The organism is Pseudomonas sp. UBA5706 (assembly GCF_002419965.1).
GTDB lineage: Bacteria > Pseudomonadota > Gammaproteobacteria > Pseudomonadales > Pseudomonadaceae > Aquipseudomonas.
Genome location: NZ_DIHC01000018.1, coordinates 1 through 14,576 on the forward strand (window position 1 = coordinate 1; position 14,576 = coordinate 14,576).

Here is a 14,576-nt window from a genome sequence, read left to right on the forward strand (position 1 = left end):
CTTGCATGAACGGCCTGCTACTCAGGAATTCAAGGACCGACGACGGCAAGAACAGCAAGAGCTGAAGGTTGCCCAAGGCAGCCTTCAGCTATGACAAATTTTTCCCGGACACTAGTGACGCTGAGCGTGGGAACGATCAATAGCGTGATGATATTTGCGCTAGTACAAGTCCACCGGATCCACGTCCAGCGACCACCTCACCTGCCGGCCGCTTGGCATATTCTCAAGGGCCAGCATCCAGGTTGCCAGCAGCTTGTGCAGGGGCGCGCGCGCATTGGCCTGAACCAATAGCTGAGCGCGATATCGGCCTGCCCGGCGTTCCATTGGGGCTGGCACAGGGCCCAGCAGCTCTATTCCACCTAGCGTCATTTCCTTCAGCAGATGTTCTGCTTCCCTACAGGCCTCGTCGAGAAACCCCTCGGCTTGTCCAGGCTTGTGGGCCTCGGCACGCAATAACGCCAGATGCGAAAAAGGTGGCAGCCCCGCAGCGCGGCGCTCGCTCAGGGCCTGTTCAGCAAAGGCAAAGTAACCCTGTTCGGTGAGCTGAATCAGCAACGGATGATCGGCCAGGTGCGTCTGGATGATCACCTTGCCCGGTTCCTCTGCGCGCCCGGCCCGGCCAGCGACCTGCACGATCAGCTGCGCCATGCGTTCGCTGGCGCGAAAGTCCCCGGAAAACAAACCGCCGTCGGCATCCAGAATCGACACCAGCGTCACCCTTGGGAAGTGATGCCCTTTGGCAAGCATTTGGGTGCCGACCAGAATGCACGGATGGCCCTTCTGAATGGTGGCAAACAGCTGGTTCATCGCGTCCTTGCGCGAAGTGCTGTCCCGGTCTACCCGCAGCACGGGGTAATCGGGGAACAGAATCGCCAGGCGTTCTTCGGCTCGCTCGGTTCCCGCACCGACAGGACGCAGGTCAACCTTGCCACAGGCCGGGCAGTGGCGCGGTACGCGCTCGACATGCCCGCAATGATGACAGCGCAGCTCGCCAGAGCGTTGATGAACCGTCATGCGTGCATCGCAGCGATTGCATTCCGAGAGCCAGCCGCAGTCGTGGCAAAGCAGGGTCGGCGCGAATCCGCGGCGGTTGAGGAACACCAGCACTTGCTGCCCGGCGGCCAGGGTCTGTCCGATGGCCTGCTGCATTGGCCCGGAAATGCCGCTGTCCAGCGGACGGCTTTTTACATCCAGGCGCAGGAATCGGGGCTGGTGGGCGCCACCGGCTCGCTGATTTAGACGCAGTAGGGCATACCGCCCTGTGTAGGCATTGTGCAAACTCTCCAGCGAGGGCGTGGCTGAGCCCAGCACGATCGGGATGTCTTCCTGCCGAGCGCGGACCACTGCCAGATCCCGCGCGTGATAGCGCAGGCCTTCCTGCTGTTTATAAGAACCGTCGTGCTCTTCGTCGATGATGATCAGGCCAGGGTTCTTCATTGGGGTGAACAGCGCCGAACGTGTACCAATGATGATGTCCGCTTCACCATCGCGTGCTGCCAGCCAGGCATCCAGGCGGTCCCGATCGTTGACCGCCGAGTGCAACAATGCGATGCGCGCATTGAAGCGTTGTTCGAACCTGGCCAGTGTCTGCGGGCCGAGATTGATTTCCGGGATCAGTACCAGTGCCTGTTTGCCAGCTTCCAGGGTCTCGCGGATCAACTGCAGGTAGACCTCTGTCTTGCCGCTACCGGTGACGCCTGCAAGCAATGACGCATGAAAACTTCCGAAGCCGGAGCGCACTGCTTCGAACGCGGCGCGCTGCTCGGTATTGAGAGGCAATTCCGGCTGAGCCAGCCAGTGCTCATGTCGCGCTACCGGCGCGTGGCCGCGCACTTCTACCGTCACCAGCTCCTTGGCCAGCAGCAGGTTCAGGCTGTCGCGGTTGAGCATCAGTTTGCTCAGCAATTGATGAGCGACACCATGAGCATGCTGCGCCAGGGTTCTCAGTGCTTCTTTCTGCTTCGGGGCGCGGGCGATGCGCGGGTCATCGACGCTGGCACCGCTCGCAATCTGCCAGAAGCGCTCCTGTCGCGCTTCGGCCGGCTCGCCTTGGCGCAGCAGCACCGGCAAAGCCCAGCTCAAGGTGTCGCCGAGGCCGTGCTGGTAATACTGCGCGGTCCACAGGCACAGCTTGAACAGGGCTGGCGGCAGCGGAGCTTCGCTGTCCAATAACGCGATGGCCGGTTTGAGTTTGTCAGCGGGGACGTCGCTGTGATCGGTGATTTCCACCAGGATGCCGATCATCTCCCTCCGGCCGAACGGCACGCGCAGGCGCATCCCGGTTTGCAATGCGTCGGGCGCAACACCGGCGGGGGCGCGATAATCGAACAGGCGACGCAAAGGCGAAGGCAGGGCGAGGCGCAAAATGGCGTCGGGCACGCGGGGGATTTCCTGTTACGGAGTATGACCAAGGGCGCGATCTTAGCAGACGACCGGCGTTAACGTTCTCTTGCGTGATTGGCCATGTCTGTTAATATGCGCGGCCTAATTCCGTGCGGTATTCAACAATAGTGTTGGGTGGCGGCACGCTAGCCTGAGGAAATACCGATGAAAGCTGATATCCATCCAGTTTACGAAGACGTCGTTGCAACCTGCAGCTGCGGCAACGTCATCCACACCCGTTCCAATCTGGCCAAGCCTCTGAGCCTGGACGTTTGCAACGAGTGCCACCCGTTCTACACCGGTAAGCAAAAGACTCTGGACGTTGGCGGTCGTGTCGACAAGTTCAAGTCGCGTTTCGGTGCGTTCGGCGCAACCAAAACTCCAGCTCCGGCTGCAGAGTAAGGTTGGTCGTTCTGGAGGCTCCGGTGGGTTTCTCCAGACTGCTAAAAAGGGCGTCCCTCGTGGGCGCCTTTTTTATGTCTGCGGTTTGGCTCTCTGCCGCCAATGCCTTGTGTCCGGCCCCTTCGAACTTGCCAACAGCGCAGGTTCAGCGTGTTGTCGATGGCGACACGCTCAGGCTCAGCGACGGGCGCAGTGTGCGGATGATTGGCCTCAACGCGCCAGAAACCGGCAAAAAAGGTCAGTCGGCCGAGCCGTTTGCCGAGGCCGCCAAGCGTCGATTGCAAGCGCTGGTGGATGAAAGTGCAGGTCAGGTCAGCGTCCGTGTAGGTGAGCAGGCTGCTGATCGTTACGGTCGCACGCTGGCCAACGTTTATGGCCGCAACGGCGATAACCTAGAAGCTCAGTTGCTGGCTGAAGGCTTGGCGTATCTGGTGGCCGTATCGCCGAACGTGGCGCTGGTCGATTGCCAGCAGGCCGCTGAAAAGACCGCGCGTGATGCGGGGCTCGGAGTGTGGCGCAATTCACCGGTGCAATCGCCTGATCAGATAAGCAGCGGCGGGTTTGCCGTAGTGTCTGGCCGGGTCAGCAGCGTTGAGCGCAACGGGGGTGGTATCTGGATTCAGCTCGATGACGCCCTCGTATTGCGTGTTGCACCCAATCTTGCCGGGCAATTCGACATCGCGGAACTCCAGCATCTGGAGGGTCGTCAGGTCGAAGCCCGGGGGTGGATCATCGATCGCTCTCGCCGGGGCGGTCTCAAATCTGGACAGTCGCGATGGATGATGCCCATTACTCATCCTGTCATGTTGAATACAAATTCCCGATAAAATTGTGAACATTATTTTGTTCGATTGTTTTCACTCGAAGCCTTGTATCTCGCGGTTCTACGCTGAAAGTCGTAGATGCGGCCCCTTGACACACCTGACCCGGCAGTCTTGTTAGGACTTTCTGACTTGCGTATGCTCGTTCGTCCGTCTGTCCAACAGCAAAAAAGCGGAATGCCCCCATGTCAGATTTAAAAACTGCCGCGCTCGAATATCACGCCAACCCTCGCCCTGGGAAACTGAGCGTCGAACTCACCAAAGCCACCGCCACCGCCCGCGATCTGTCGTTGGCTTACAGCCCCGGCGTCGCTGAGCCTGTGCGTGAAATTGGCCGCGATCCTGAGTTGGCATACAAGTACACCGGCAAAGGCAACCTGGTCGCGGTTATTTCCGATGGCACCGCTATTCTTGGCCTGGGTAACCTTGGCCCGCTGGCATCCAAGCCGGTGATGGAAGGCAAGGGTGTACTGTTCAAGCGCTTCGCAGGCATCGATGTGTTCGACATCGAGGTCGATTCCGAAAGCCCGCAAGCCTTTATCGACACCGTTAAACGCATTTCCATCACCTTCGGCGGCATCAACCTGGAAGACATCAAGGCGCCTGAGTGCTTCGAAATCGAGAAGGCGCTGATCGAGCAGTGCGACATCCCGGTTTTCCACGATGACCAGCACGGTACCGCGATCGTGACCGCAGCCGGCATGATCAACGCGCTGGAAATCGCTGGCAAAACCCTGGAATCGGCGAAGATCGTCTGCCTGGGCGCTGGCGCTGCGGCTATCTCCTGCATGAAGTTGCTGGTGAGCATGGGTGCGAAGATCGAAAACATCTTCATGATCGACCGTAACGGGGTGGTCCACTCCGAGCGTTCCGACCTGAACCAGTACAAAGCGCAGTTTGCTCACGCGACCGACAAGCGTACGCTGGCTGACGCTTTGGACGGTGCCGACGTGTTCGTCGGTCTGTCCGGCCCGAACCTGCTGAGCGCCGAAGGTTTGAAATCCATGGCCGCCAACCCGATCGTATTCGCCTGCTCGAACCCTGATCCAGAGATCGCCCCTGAACTGGCGCATGCCACTCGTAACGACGTGATCATGGCTACCGGTCGGTCGGATTATCCGAATCAAGTCAACAACGTACTGGGCTTCCCGTTCATTTTCCGTGGCGCCCTCGACGTTCGAGCCAAGCGCATCAACGAAGAGATGAAGATTGCCGCGGCTAACGCTCTGCGTGAACTGGCCAAGCTGCCAGTGCCGAAGGAAGTGTCTGACGCCTACGGCGGTGTGGCACTGGAATTTGGCCGTGAGTACATCATTCCGAAACCTCTGGACGTGCGTCTGCTGACAGTCGTCTCCGACGCCGTTGCCAAGGCAGCCATTGAGAGCGGTGTCGCGACCCTGCCGTATCCGAAGCACTATCCGCTGACCAATGTGGATCAAGTGTTCAACGGCTGATAGCCGAGCGACAAACAAAAAGCCCTGCAGTGATGCAGGGCTTTTTTGTTTTAGCTGTTTAAACGGTATTTGTGTCGCCCCATCATCTGTAGCCGTCCTGGGGCAAACCCCCCGCCTCGTTAGAACAAATCGATCGGCGCCGATTCGTCTGCTGGCAACGGGCTGCCAGGCGCGGGGCTGCCGTTTAACTCGTTGACGCTTGGAGGCGTGTCTTCGCTTTTGAACAGCTCGAAGAAGGCGCCTGCCGTGCTTGGTGTGGCGGAACGGCCGCTGATGGGGTCGATCCTCAGGCTAAGGATGCCGTCCGGCTCGGCCTGGACATGCGGCGGCTTGTCCTTAAGCGCAGCGCTCATGTAGTTCATCCAGATCGGCAGTGCGACGGTGCCGCCAAACTCATGCCGTCCAAGACTCTCTGGCTGGTCGAAGCCGGTCCATACGGTGGTCACATAGTCGCCGTTGTAGCCGGTGAACCAGGCGTCCTTCGAGTCGTTGGTGGTACCGGTCTTGCCCGCGATATCCGGGCGATTCATCGCCAGTGCACGTCGCCCAGTACCGCGCTTGATCACGTCCTGCAGCATGCTGTTGAGAATGTACGTGGTGCGGCCGTCGACGATGCGCTCGGCGACGGCAGGTGCCGGCGGTGCTCCGTTGGTGTCCAGCGCGTTGGGCACGGTGTTGGCGGTCAGGGCCGGGGTTTGCGGGGCGGCGAATGTCGAGGCGTCGCTGATGGCCGCCTGATTGACTGCCTTTGGGTTCGGGTCGTTGGCCGGAACGGTCGGCGGGTTGGCGACGAACAGTGTTTTGCCTTCGCGGTCCTCGATCTTGTCGATCAGGTATGGGCTGATCTTGTAACCGCCATTGGCAAAGGTGCTCCAGCCGCTGACGATTTCCATCGGGGTCAGCGTCGCAGTCCCCAGCGCCAGCGACAGGTTCGGCGGCAGGTCTTGCTTGTTGAAGCCGAAGCGGGTGATGTAGTTGATCGCCGTGTTGACCCCAAGGCTTTGCAACAAGCGGATCGACACCAGGTTGCGCGATTTGTACAACGCTTCGCGCAGGCGGATCGGGCCCAGGAAGGTGCCCGTGTCGTTCTTCGGACGCCAGACCTTGTCGACGGCCTCGTCAACGAACACGATGGGCGCATCGTTGACCAGACTGGCGGCGGTATAGCCGTTATCCAGCGCCGCTGAATAAAGGAACGGTTTGAAACTCGAACCCGGCTGACGCTTGGCCTGCATGGCACGGTTATAGTTGCTCTGCTCGAAGGCAAAGCCACCGACCAGCGCCCTGATTGCACCATTTCCTGGATCCAGCGAAACCAGTGCGCTTTGCACCTGAGGGATCTGGCTGAACTTGAGCGAGTTGTCAGCCTGACGCTGTACACGCACCAGGTCGCCGACGTGCGCGACATCGGCGGGCTGCTTCGGATTGGCGCCAATGCTATTGGTATTCACGAAGGTCCTGGCCCACTTCATCGTGTCCCAGGCAACGGTTTCTTCTTTCTCGCCGTTACGGGTCAGGACGTGGATGCCGCCCTTGTCCACCATGCTCACGATCGCCGGCTCCAGACCGCTGATCGGACGCTGTTTGGTCAGCTCCTGCACCCAGCCGTCGTGTGTCAGGCCCGGGAAGCGGCTCTCAGGTCCGCGATAGCCATGTCGTTGGTCATATTCGATCAAGCCTTCCTGAACTGCATGGTTGGCGTCTTCCTGAAGATTGCTCGGAACAGTAGTGGTGACGCGGAAACCTTCTGTGTAGGCTTCGCTGCCGTAGCGGCCGACCATCTCGGCGCGGGCCATTTCGGCGATGTACGGCGCATTCACTTCAGGGCTCTGGACGTGATAGCTGGCGTTGATCGGCTCGGCCAATGCGGTCTGGTAGGTGTTCTGATCGATCTTGCCCAGTTTGAACATGCGGCCCAGAATCCAGTCGCGTCGCTCCTTGGCGCGCACCGGGTTGGCCAGTGGATTGAATCGTGACGGTGCCTTGGGCAGGCCCGCGATCATCGCCATTTGTGCAACGCTCAGATCGCGAATGGATTTGCCGTAATAAACCTGTGCTGCGGCCTCAATACCATAAGCCCGGTTGCCTAGATAAATCTTGTTGACGTACAGCTCGAGAATCTCGTCCTTGGTAAGTTGGCGCTCGATTTGCAAGGCCAGGAGAATCTCGGTGGTTTTCCGTGAAAAGCTGCGCTCGCTGGTCAGGAAGTAGTTTTTGGCAACCTGCATGGTAATGGTCGAGCCGCCGGACTGAATGTGACCGCTCTTGACCAGCTGGCTGGCAGCGCGCATCAGGCTGCTGGGATCTACCCCATAGTGATTGGCGAAATTGTCGTCTTCGGCGGACAGCAGGGCATGAATGAAATTGGGTGGAATGTCGGCAAAACGGATCGGCGAACGGCGCATTTCGCCGAATTCTGCAATGAGCTTGCCGTCGCTGCTGAATACCCGCAGCGGAATTTGCAGTTGAATATTGCGCAGTGCATCGACCGAAGGCAGATTTGGCGACAGGTAGAGAAAGGCACCGCTCAAGCCGAGCAGCAGCCCGCAGACGATAGCGACGATGGACCACCAGAAAAACTTCAGCAGGCGTATCAAGGCTTTTGGATTTCCAGAAAAAAGAATGGGTTAAGCGCAGGCATTTACAAATGAACACGCCCTGAAGCTTTGCTACACGAAAAAAACGCTGGGCATTATAAGCATTTTTCGTCGCCAAGCGTTATTTGCGCTACTGTCAAGGCTGCCGACAGTGGCGTTGGACAAAAAAATATCCGTAAGTGACGGAAACGCATAGGGAATCGGTTGTGTTCGAACTCTTCAGTAAGAAGGCCAATACCCTTCTAGGGATCGATATTAGTTCCACCTCGGTAAAGCTTCTTGAACTGAGTCGTTCCGGTACCCGCTATAAGGTCGAGTCCTACGCGGTCGAGCCCTTGCCTGCTAACGCAGTCGTGGAAAAGAACATTGCCGAACTGGAAGGCGTGGGCAATGCCTTGACGCGTGTGCTGGCGAAAGCCAAGACAAACGTCAAAATCGCGGCGGTCGCCGTCGCAGGCTCTGCGGTCATTACCAAGACCATTGAGATGGACGCCGGGCTTTCCGACGACGAGATGGAAAACCAACTTAAGATCGAAGCCGATCAGTACATTCCTTATCCATTGGAAGAAGTCGCCATCGATTTCGAAGTGCAGGGCTATTCGGCGCGCAATCCCGAACGCGTGGAGGTATTGCTCGCCGCCTGCCGCAAAGAAAACGTAGAAGTGCGTGAAGCCGCGTTGGCACTCGCCAGCCTCACGGCGCGGGTGGTGGACGTAGAGGCCTATGCACTGGAGCGTTCCTTTGGTCTGTTGTCTTCTCAGTTGGGTCAGGATCACGATCAACTGACCGTCGCCGTCATCGACATCGGCGCCACCATGACCACCCTTAGCGTGCTGCACAACGGTCGCATCATCTATACGCGCGAACAACTGTTCGGCGGACGCCAGCTCACCGAGGAAATCCAGCGCCGGTACGGGCTGTCGGTAGGTGAGGCGGGCCTTGCGAAGAAGCAGGGTGGCTTGCCGGACGATTACACCCTTGAGGTACTGCAACCGTTCAAGGACGCAGTCGTACAGCAGGTGTCCCGCTCCTTGCAGTTCTTCTTTGCCGCCGGCCAGTACAACCGCGTCGACTACATCATGCTGGCCGGCGGAACGGCATCCATTGCCGGACTGGACCGCCTGATCCAGGAACGCCTCGGCACCCCTACCATGGTTGCCAACCCGTTTGCCGATATGGCGTTGAGCGCCAAGGTCAACGCCGGCGCACTGGCCAGTGATGCTCCTGCACTGATGATCGCGTGCGGTCTGGCGTTGAGGAGCTTCGACTGATGGCAAGGATCAACTTACTGCCCTGGCGCGAGCAGCTACGCGAGGAACGCAAGAAACGCTTTTTGCTTTCTCTGGTCGGCGTACTGATCGCGGGTATCGGCACCCTCCTACTGGCTGATCAATATTTGAGCAGTGCGATCACTCACCAGAACGCTCGCAATCAGTACATCAAGACTGAAATCGTCCAGCTTGATGCGCGGATCAAGGAGATCAGCGAGCTCAAGGCCCGGCGCAAACAGCTGCTTGAGCGGATGAAGATCATTCAGGATCTGCAAGGAAATCGGCCGATTATCGGCCGTATTTTCGATCAACTGGCCCGCACGCTGCCGGACGGGGTGTATTTCAAAGAAGTGAAGATGAGCAACAAGCTGATCAGCATTTCCGGCGCCGCCGAGTCGAACAATCGGGTTTCGGACCTGCTGCGTAATCTTGAAGCGTCGGATTGGCTGGAGGCGCCCAGCCTTACCGAGGTGAAGGCCAACAGCGGCGCCGGTTCAGCGGATCAGTCCAATTCTTTCCAACTGACGGTGCGTCAAACCCAGCCTGCGGTCGACACTGGCGTGAAAGGTGCCAAGCCATGAATGTGAACGAATGGCTCGACAGCCTGCGCAAGATCGACATCAACGATCTGGACATCAATAACCTGGGTTCATGGCCTGCCGCAGTCAAAACCATCGCTGGCGCCTTGCTGCTGGTGCTGGTGCTGGCCGGTGGATACTTTTTCTACATCCAGGACATGCAAACTCAGCTCGATCAGGCACGCAATGACGAAACCGCGCTACGCGGGCAGTTCTCCAACAAGGCTTTCCAGGCCGCCAACCTGCCGGCCTACAAAACCCAGATGGTGGAAATGGAGAACACCTTCGGCGCATTGCTCAGGCAACTGCCTAGCGACACCGAGGTGCCTGGGTTGCTGGAAGACATCACGCGCACCGGCCTGGGCAGCGGGCTTGAGTTCGAAGAGATCAAGCTTTTACCTGAGGCTGCTCAGCAGTTCTACATCGAATTGCCGATCCAGATCACCGTGACCGGCGCTTACCACGACCTGGCGACCTTCGTCAGTGGCGTGGCCAGCCTGCCGCGCATCGTTACGCTGCACGATTTCGAAATCAAACCGGTGGACCCTAAGTCCCCTGGAAAACTGCGCATGAGCATCCTTGCCAAAACCTACCGCTACAACGACAAAGGGCTTCAGAACGTTGACAACAAGGGGCCTGCGAAATGAGGGCCGTGCATTGGTTGTGCCTGGGCGCTGCGCTGATGGGGTTGGCAGGTTGTGACAGTTCCAACGAGTTCGACGATTTAAAGCAGTTCATGGCCGAGATGCGTGCGCGTCCAGTGGGTACTATCGAGCCGATGCCCAAGTTCCGGCCATACGAGGCCTTTACCTACGCGGCGGCGAACCTGCGCAGCCCGTTCCAGCCGCCGATTAAGGTCGATCTGGTTGCGCGTCAGAAAGGCTCGCACCTGGTCCAGCCCGATCCGACGCGGGTCAAGCAGTTTCTGGAAGGCTTCAACATCGATGGCTTTGAAATGGTCGGCACGCTGAGCAATGAAACGGGTACTTTTGCCTTGCTGCGCGGTGCCGGCGGCGTACATCGGGTGAAGGTCGGAGATTATCTGGGCCGCAACGACGGCCGGATCGTCTCCATTACCGACGCCGAGGTGCAGGTAATTGAAATCGTTCCCGATGGAGAGGGGGCCTGGCTGGAGCGGCCACGCAGCATATCCCTTAAAGAACGCTCATGAAGACGACACGCAAGCGATACACCTTCGGATCGGCACAGTGGTGGAATGTGAACATGACTAGGATTCTTTCGATTATCGGCGTTTCGCTATGGATGGCGATGCTTTCACCGATTCTCCAGGCGGCCAATCTCAAGACGCTGGATGTCGCTGCATTGCCGGGGGATCGGGTCGAGTTGAAACTGTCCTTTGACGGCCCGGTGGCGGCTCCGCGCGGCTATACCACCGAGCAGCCAGCGCGGATTGCGCTGGATCTGCCCGGTGTCACCAGCCAGTTGGCGATTAAGAGCCGTGACCTGGGGTCGGGTAATGCCCATAGCGTGGTGGTGGTCGAAGCCAAGGATCGCACCCGTGTGATCATCAACCTGACGACGCTTGCGCCCTACAGCTCCCGTGTCGACGGCAATAACCTGTTCGTCGTGGTGGGCCAGGGCGCGACCGCTGCGCAGGGTTCACAGCCGAGCACAGCCCAAGGCGCTGCTCGGGTGAGCGTGCCGCCGGCAACGGTCAGCGCTGCACCCGTCAAGCCTGCGGCGCGTGCTTACGCGCCAGGTCCGAGAGCGGTCAAGAGCGTTGATTTTCAACGCGGTGAGCTGGGCGAAGGCAACGTCGTCATCGAGTTGAGCGATGCCGGTATCGCCCCGGACATTCAGGAGCAGGGTGGCAAGATCCGTGTCGACTTCGCCAAGACTCAATTGCCTGAGCCGTTGCGCGTGCGTCTGGACGTGAAGGATTTCGCGACGCCGGTGCAGTTCGTCAACTCCAGCGTCAGCGGCGACAAAACCAGTATCTCCATCGAACCGTCCGGTGCCTTCGACTATTCCGCGTATCAGACCGAAAACAAGCTGACCATCAGCGTGCGTCCGTTGACCAACGAAGACGTCGCTCGACGCAATGCGGACAAGTTGGTGTACACCGGCGAAAAGTTGTCGCTGAACTTTCAGGACATTGACGTGCGCTCAGTGCTGCAGCTGATCGCCGATTTCACCAACCTCAACCTTGTGGCCAGCGACACCGTTCAGGGCGGCATCACGCTGCGACTGCAGAACGTACCGTGGGACCAGGCGCTGGATCTGGTGCTCAAGACCAAGGGCCTGGACAAGCGCAAGATTGGCAACGTACTGCTGGTCGCGCCGGCTGACGAGATTGCCGCTCGCGAGCGTCAGGAGCTGGAATCGCTCAAGCAGATCTCGGATCTGGCGCCGCTGCGCCGCGAACTGCTGCAGGTTAACTACGCCAAGGCCGCGGACATCGCCAAGCTGTTCCAGTCGGTCACCAATGCCGACTCGAAAGCCGATGAGCGTGGTTCGATTACCGTCGATGAGCGCACCAACAACATCATTGCCTATCAGACCCAGGACCGTTTGGACGAGTTGCGGCGCATTGTTTCCCAGCTGGATATTCCGGTCCGGCAGGTGATGATCGAGGCCCGTATCGTCGAGGCCAACGTCGACTACGACAAGGCGTTGGGGGTGCGTTGGGGTGGGTCGACCACAGGTGGCAAGTACACGACCGGTGGTAGCGGTACCGTCACCGGCGCGGCCGCTACCAACGGCCCGTACGTGGACATGGGGGTGAGCAACCCGACCTCGTCGATCGGTCTGGGCTTCTTGACCAACAACACGATTCTGGATCTTGAGCTGACGGCGATGGAAAAAACCGGCAACGGTGAAGTGGTATCGCAACCCAAGGTCGTTACCTCGGACAAGGAAACCGCGAAAATCCTGAAAGGCACAGAGGTGCCCTATCAAGAGGCCAGCTCAAGCGGCGCGACCTCGGTCTCGTTCAAGGAGGCATCGCTCTCCCTGGAAGTGACACCGCAGATCACTCCGGACAATCGCATCATCATGGAAGTGAAGGTCACCAAGGACGAACCTGACTATGTGAACACCGTGCTGGGCGTACCGCCCATCAAGAAAAACGAGGTCAACGCCAAGGTCCTGGTTTCCGATGGAGAGACGATCGTGATCGGTGGGGTGTTCTCCAATACGCAGAATAAAGTCGTCGACAAGGTGCCATTTTTGGGCGATGTGCCGTATGTTGGCCGCCTTTTCCGGCGGGATGTAATCACCGAGTCAAAATCCGAGCTGTTGGTGTTTCTCACTCCGCGTATCATGAACAACCAGGCGATTGCTGTGAGTCGTTGATTCTGTGCGAAATTTAATACTTGTGGGGCCGATGGGGGCTGGCAAAAGCACCATCGGTCGTCTGCTGGCCAAAGAGCTGCGACTGCCGTTCAAGGATTCCGACAAGGAAATCGAACTGCGCACGGGCGCCAATATTCCCTGGATTTTCGACAGGGAAGGCGAGGCGGGCTTTCGTGATCGTGAACAAGCCATGATCGCAGAGCTGTGCGCATGTGATGGCGTCGTACTCGCGACCGGCGGCGGTGCAGTCATGCGTGAAGAAAACCGTCGCGCGCTGCATGCCGGCGGGCGTGTGGTGTATTTACATGCCTCGGTGGAGCAGCAGGTCGGGCGCACTTCGCGTGATCGCAACCGACCTCTGTTGCGTACCGCCGATCCGGCCCGGGTGTTGCGTGAGCTGTTGGCCATCCGTGATCCGCTCTATCGGGAAATCGCCGATGTCATCATTCAAACCGATGAGCGGCCCCCACGCATGGTGGTCCTTGACATCCTCGCCCTGTTGGCCGAGCTTCCTCCCCGTTAAAGCGCAGACGTAAATGCGTTATCCTCGGCGACCATAAAAGCAGGGTCGCCAAATGGCCTTGCGCCGTGGTCCGTATTGACGCGCTGGCGTCGAACAGGCATCCAATCGTTATAAGAGTGTGGGGATACATGCAGACACTTAAGGTCGAGCTCGGCGAGCGGAGCTACCCGATTCATATTGGCGAAGGCCTGTTGGATCGCCCCGAGTTGCTCACGCCGTACATCGCTGGCAAACAGGTCGCGATCGTTTCCAACAGCACCGTCGCGCCGCTCTACATGGACCGCCTGACCAAGACACTGACCGGCTACAACGTTCTGCCAATCGTGCTTCCCGACGGCGAGGCCTTCAAGAATTGGGAAACCCTGCAGCTGGTTTTCGACGCACTGCTGACTGCACGCCACGACCGTCGCACGACCGTGATTGCACTCGGTGGCGGTGTGATCGGTGACATGGCCGGTTTCGCGGCTGCCTGCTATCAGCGCGGCGTGGACTTCATTCAGGTGCCGACCACGCTGCTGTCCCAGGTCGACTCGTCCGTCGGCGGCAAGACCGGGATCAACCACCCGCTGGGCAAGAATATGGTCGGCGCGTTCTATCAGCCCAATGCCGTGTTGATCGACACCACTTCGCTGAACAGCCTGCCTGAACGCGAGTTGTCTGCCGGGCTTGCCGAGGTTATCAAATACGGTCTGATATGTGACGAGCCGTTCCTGACGTGGCTCGAAGAGCATATGGACAAGCTTCGCGGCCTGGATCAAGCCACGTTGACCACTGCCATCGAGCGCTCCTGCGCGGCCAAGGCTGCCGTGGTCGGTGCCGATGAGCGCGAGTCGGGCGTGCGGGCTACGCTGAACTTGGGCCACACGTTTGGACATGCCATCGAAACCCACATGGGTTACGGGGTCTGGCTGCATGGTGAAGCCGTCGCGGCCGGAACGGTGATGGCGCTGGAAATGTCGAAGCGCTTGGGTTGGATCAGTGAGCAGGAGCGTGATCGTGGAATTCGTTTGTTCCAGCGCGCCGGTCTTCCAGTGGTCCCGCCTGAAGACATGACGCCTGAGCATTTTCTCGAGCACATGGCGGTGGACAAGAAGGTGATTGATGGTCGTCTGCGCTTGGTGCTGCTGAGCCGTATGGGCGAAGCGGTGGTGACTGACGAATATCCAAGAGAAGTACTACAGGCCACACTGGCCGCGGATTACCGCGTCTTGGTGGATCAGCTTAGAGGTTAAT

12 protein-coding genes are annotated in these 14,576 nt (G+C 59.0%); 10 read left to right on the forward strand and 2 right to left on the reverse strand.

Translation table 11 applies throughout. From position 1 onward, the window contains the following. Positions 1-159: 159 nt before the first annotated feature. Positions 160-2,379 (reverse strand): primosomal protein N', encoded by a 2,220-nt coding sequence (locus tag B3I26_RS10005; protein WP_296257522.1) that lies wholly within the window; start codon positions 2,377-2,379, stop codon positions 160-162. A gap of 168 nt (positions 2,380-2,547) precedes the next feature. Here B3I26_RS10005 and rpmE point away from each other — a divergent pair, with 168 nt between their 5' ends. From rpmE to B3I26_RS10020, 3 genes are all read left to right on the forward strand, one after another. Then, positions 2,548-2,784, forward strand: a complete 237-nt coding sequence (rpmE, locus tag B3I26_RS10010; RefSeq protein WP_110950924.1) for a 50S ribosomal protein L31 — start codon at positions 2,548-2,550, stop codon at positions 2,782-2,784. Between the two features lie 23 nt (positions 2,785-2,807). Further along, positions 2,808-3,611 carry a thermonuclease family protein gene (locus B3I26_RS10015; protein WP_296257523.1) on the forward strand — a complete coding sequence of 268 codons (804 nt, stop codon included), beginning with the start codon at positions 2,808-2,810 and terminating at the stop codon, positions 3,609-3,611. 179 nt (positions 3,612-3,790) lie between these two features. Continuing rightward, positions 3,791-5,059, forward strand: a complete 1,269-nt coding sequence (locus B3I26_RS10020) for a malic enzyme-like NAD(P)-binding protein (protein ID WP_296257524.1) — start codon at positions 3,791-3,793, stop codon at positions 5,057-5,059. A gap of 119 nt (positions 5,060-5,178) precedes the next feature. Here the strand turns inward: B3I26_RS10020 and B3I26_RS10025 are convergent, their stop codons facing one another. Beyond that, the gene (locus B3I26_RS10025; protein WP_409522085.1) at positions 5,179-7,653 is read right to left on the reverse strand and encodes a penicillin-binding protein 1A; all 2,475 of its coding nucleotides are present in this window, start codon (positions 7,651-7,653) and stop codon (positions 5,179-5,181) included. A gap of 209 nt (positions 7,654-7,862) precedes the next feature. On the opposite strand from B3I26_RS10025, the gene B3I26_RS10030 reads away from it, so the two are divergent. From B3I26_RS10030 to aroB, 7 genes are all read left to right on the forward strand, one after another. Continuing rightward, positions 7,863-8,927, forward strand: coding sequence for a pilus assembly protein PilM (locus tag B3I26_RS10030; RefSeq protein ID WP_296257526.1), 1,065 nt, complete (start codon positions 7,863-7,865; stop codon positions 8,925-8,927). Beyond that, complete coding sequence (locus B3I26_RS10035) at positions 8,927-9,508, forward strand: PilN domain-containing protein (protein WP_296257527.1); 582 nt, start codon at positions 8,927-8,929, stop codon at positions 9,506-9,508. Before B3I26_RS10030 ends, B3I26_RS10035 begins: the two co-directional genes overlap by 1 nt. Then, positions 9,505-10,152 carry a type 4a pilus biogenesis protein PilO gene (gene pilO, locus B3I26_RS10040; RefSeq protein ID WP_296257528.1) on the forward strand — a complete coding sequence of 216 codons (648 nt, stop codon included), beginning with the start codon at positions 9,505-9,507 and terminating at the stop codon, positions 10,150-10,152. Before B3I26_RS10035 ends, pilO begins: the two co-directional genes overlap by 4 nt. Continuing rightward, entirely contained in the window at positions 10,149-10,676 is a 528-nt protein-coding gene (gene pilP / locus B3I26_RS10045; protein ID WP_296257529.1) for a type 4a pilus biogenesis lipoprotein PilP, read from the forward strand. Before pilO ends, pilP begins: the two co-directional genes overlap by 4 nt. Positions 10,677-10,729: 53 nt before the next feature. Next, positions 10,730-12,820, forward strand: coding sequence for a type IV pilus secretin PilQ (gene pilQ, locus B3I26_RS10050; protein WP_296257530.1), 2,091 nt, complete (start codon positions 10,730-10,732; stop codon positions 12,818-12,820). A 4-nt stretch (positions 12,821-12,824) separates the two neighbouring features. Further along, positions 12,825-13,343, forward strand: coding sequence for a shikimate kinase AroK (gene aroK, locus B3I26_RS10055; protein ID WP_296257531.1), 519 nt, complete (start codon positions 12,825-12,827; stop codon positions 13,341-13,343). Positions 13,344-13,471: 128 nt separating this feature from the next. Continuing rightward, on the forward strand, positions 13,472-14,575 hold the full coding sequence (gene aroB, locus B3I26_RS10060) for a 3-dehydroquinate synthase (protein WP_296257532.1): 1,104 nt from the start codon (positions 13,472-13,474) through the stop codon (positions 14,573-14,575). The last annotated feature ends 1 nt before the right edge of the window (position 14,576 follow it).

What these genes read in the sequence shown, in the direction of transcription:
- pilO (WP_296257528.1), top strand. Translation starts at nt 9,505, where the DNA reads ATGAATGTGAACGAATGGCTCGACAGCCTGCGCAAGATCGACATCAAC.
- rpmE (WP_110950924.1), top strand. Translation starts at nt 2,548, where the DNA reads ATGAAAGCTGATATCCATCCAGTTTACGAAGACGTCGTTGCAACCTGC.
- pilP (WP_296257529.1), top strand. Translation starts at nt 10,149, where the DNA reads ATGAGGGCCGTGCATTGGTTGTGCCTGGGCGCTGCGCTGATGGGGTTG.
- B3I26_RS10035 (WP_296257527.1), top strand. Translation starts at nt 8,927, where the DNA reads ATGGCAAGGATCAACTTACTGCCCTGGCGCGAGCAGCTACGCGAGGAA.
- aroB (WP_296257532.1), top strand. Translation starts at nt 13,472, where the DNA reads ATGCAGACACTTAAGGTCGAGCTCGGCGAGCGGAGCTACCCGATTCAT.
- B3I26_RS10020 (WP_296257524.1), top strand. Translation starts at nt 3,791, where the DNA reads ATGTCAGATTTAAAAACTGCCGCGCTCGAATATCACGCCAACCCTCGC.
- pilQ (WP_296257530.1), top strand. Translation starts at nt 10,730, where the DNA reads ATGACTAGGATTCTTTCGATTATCGGCGTTTCGCTATGGATGGCGATG.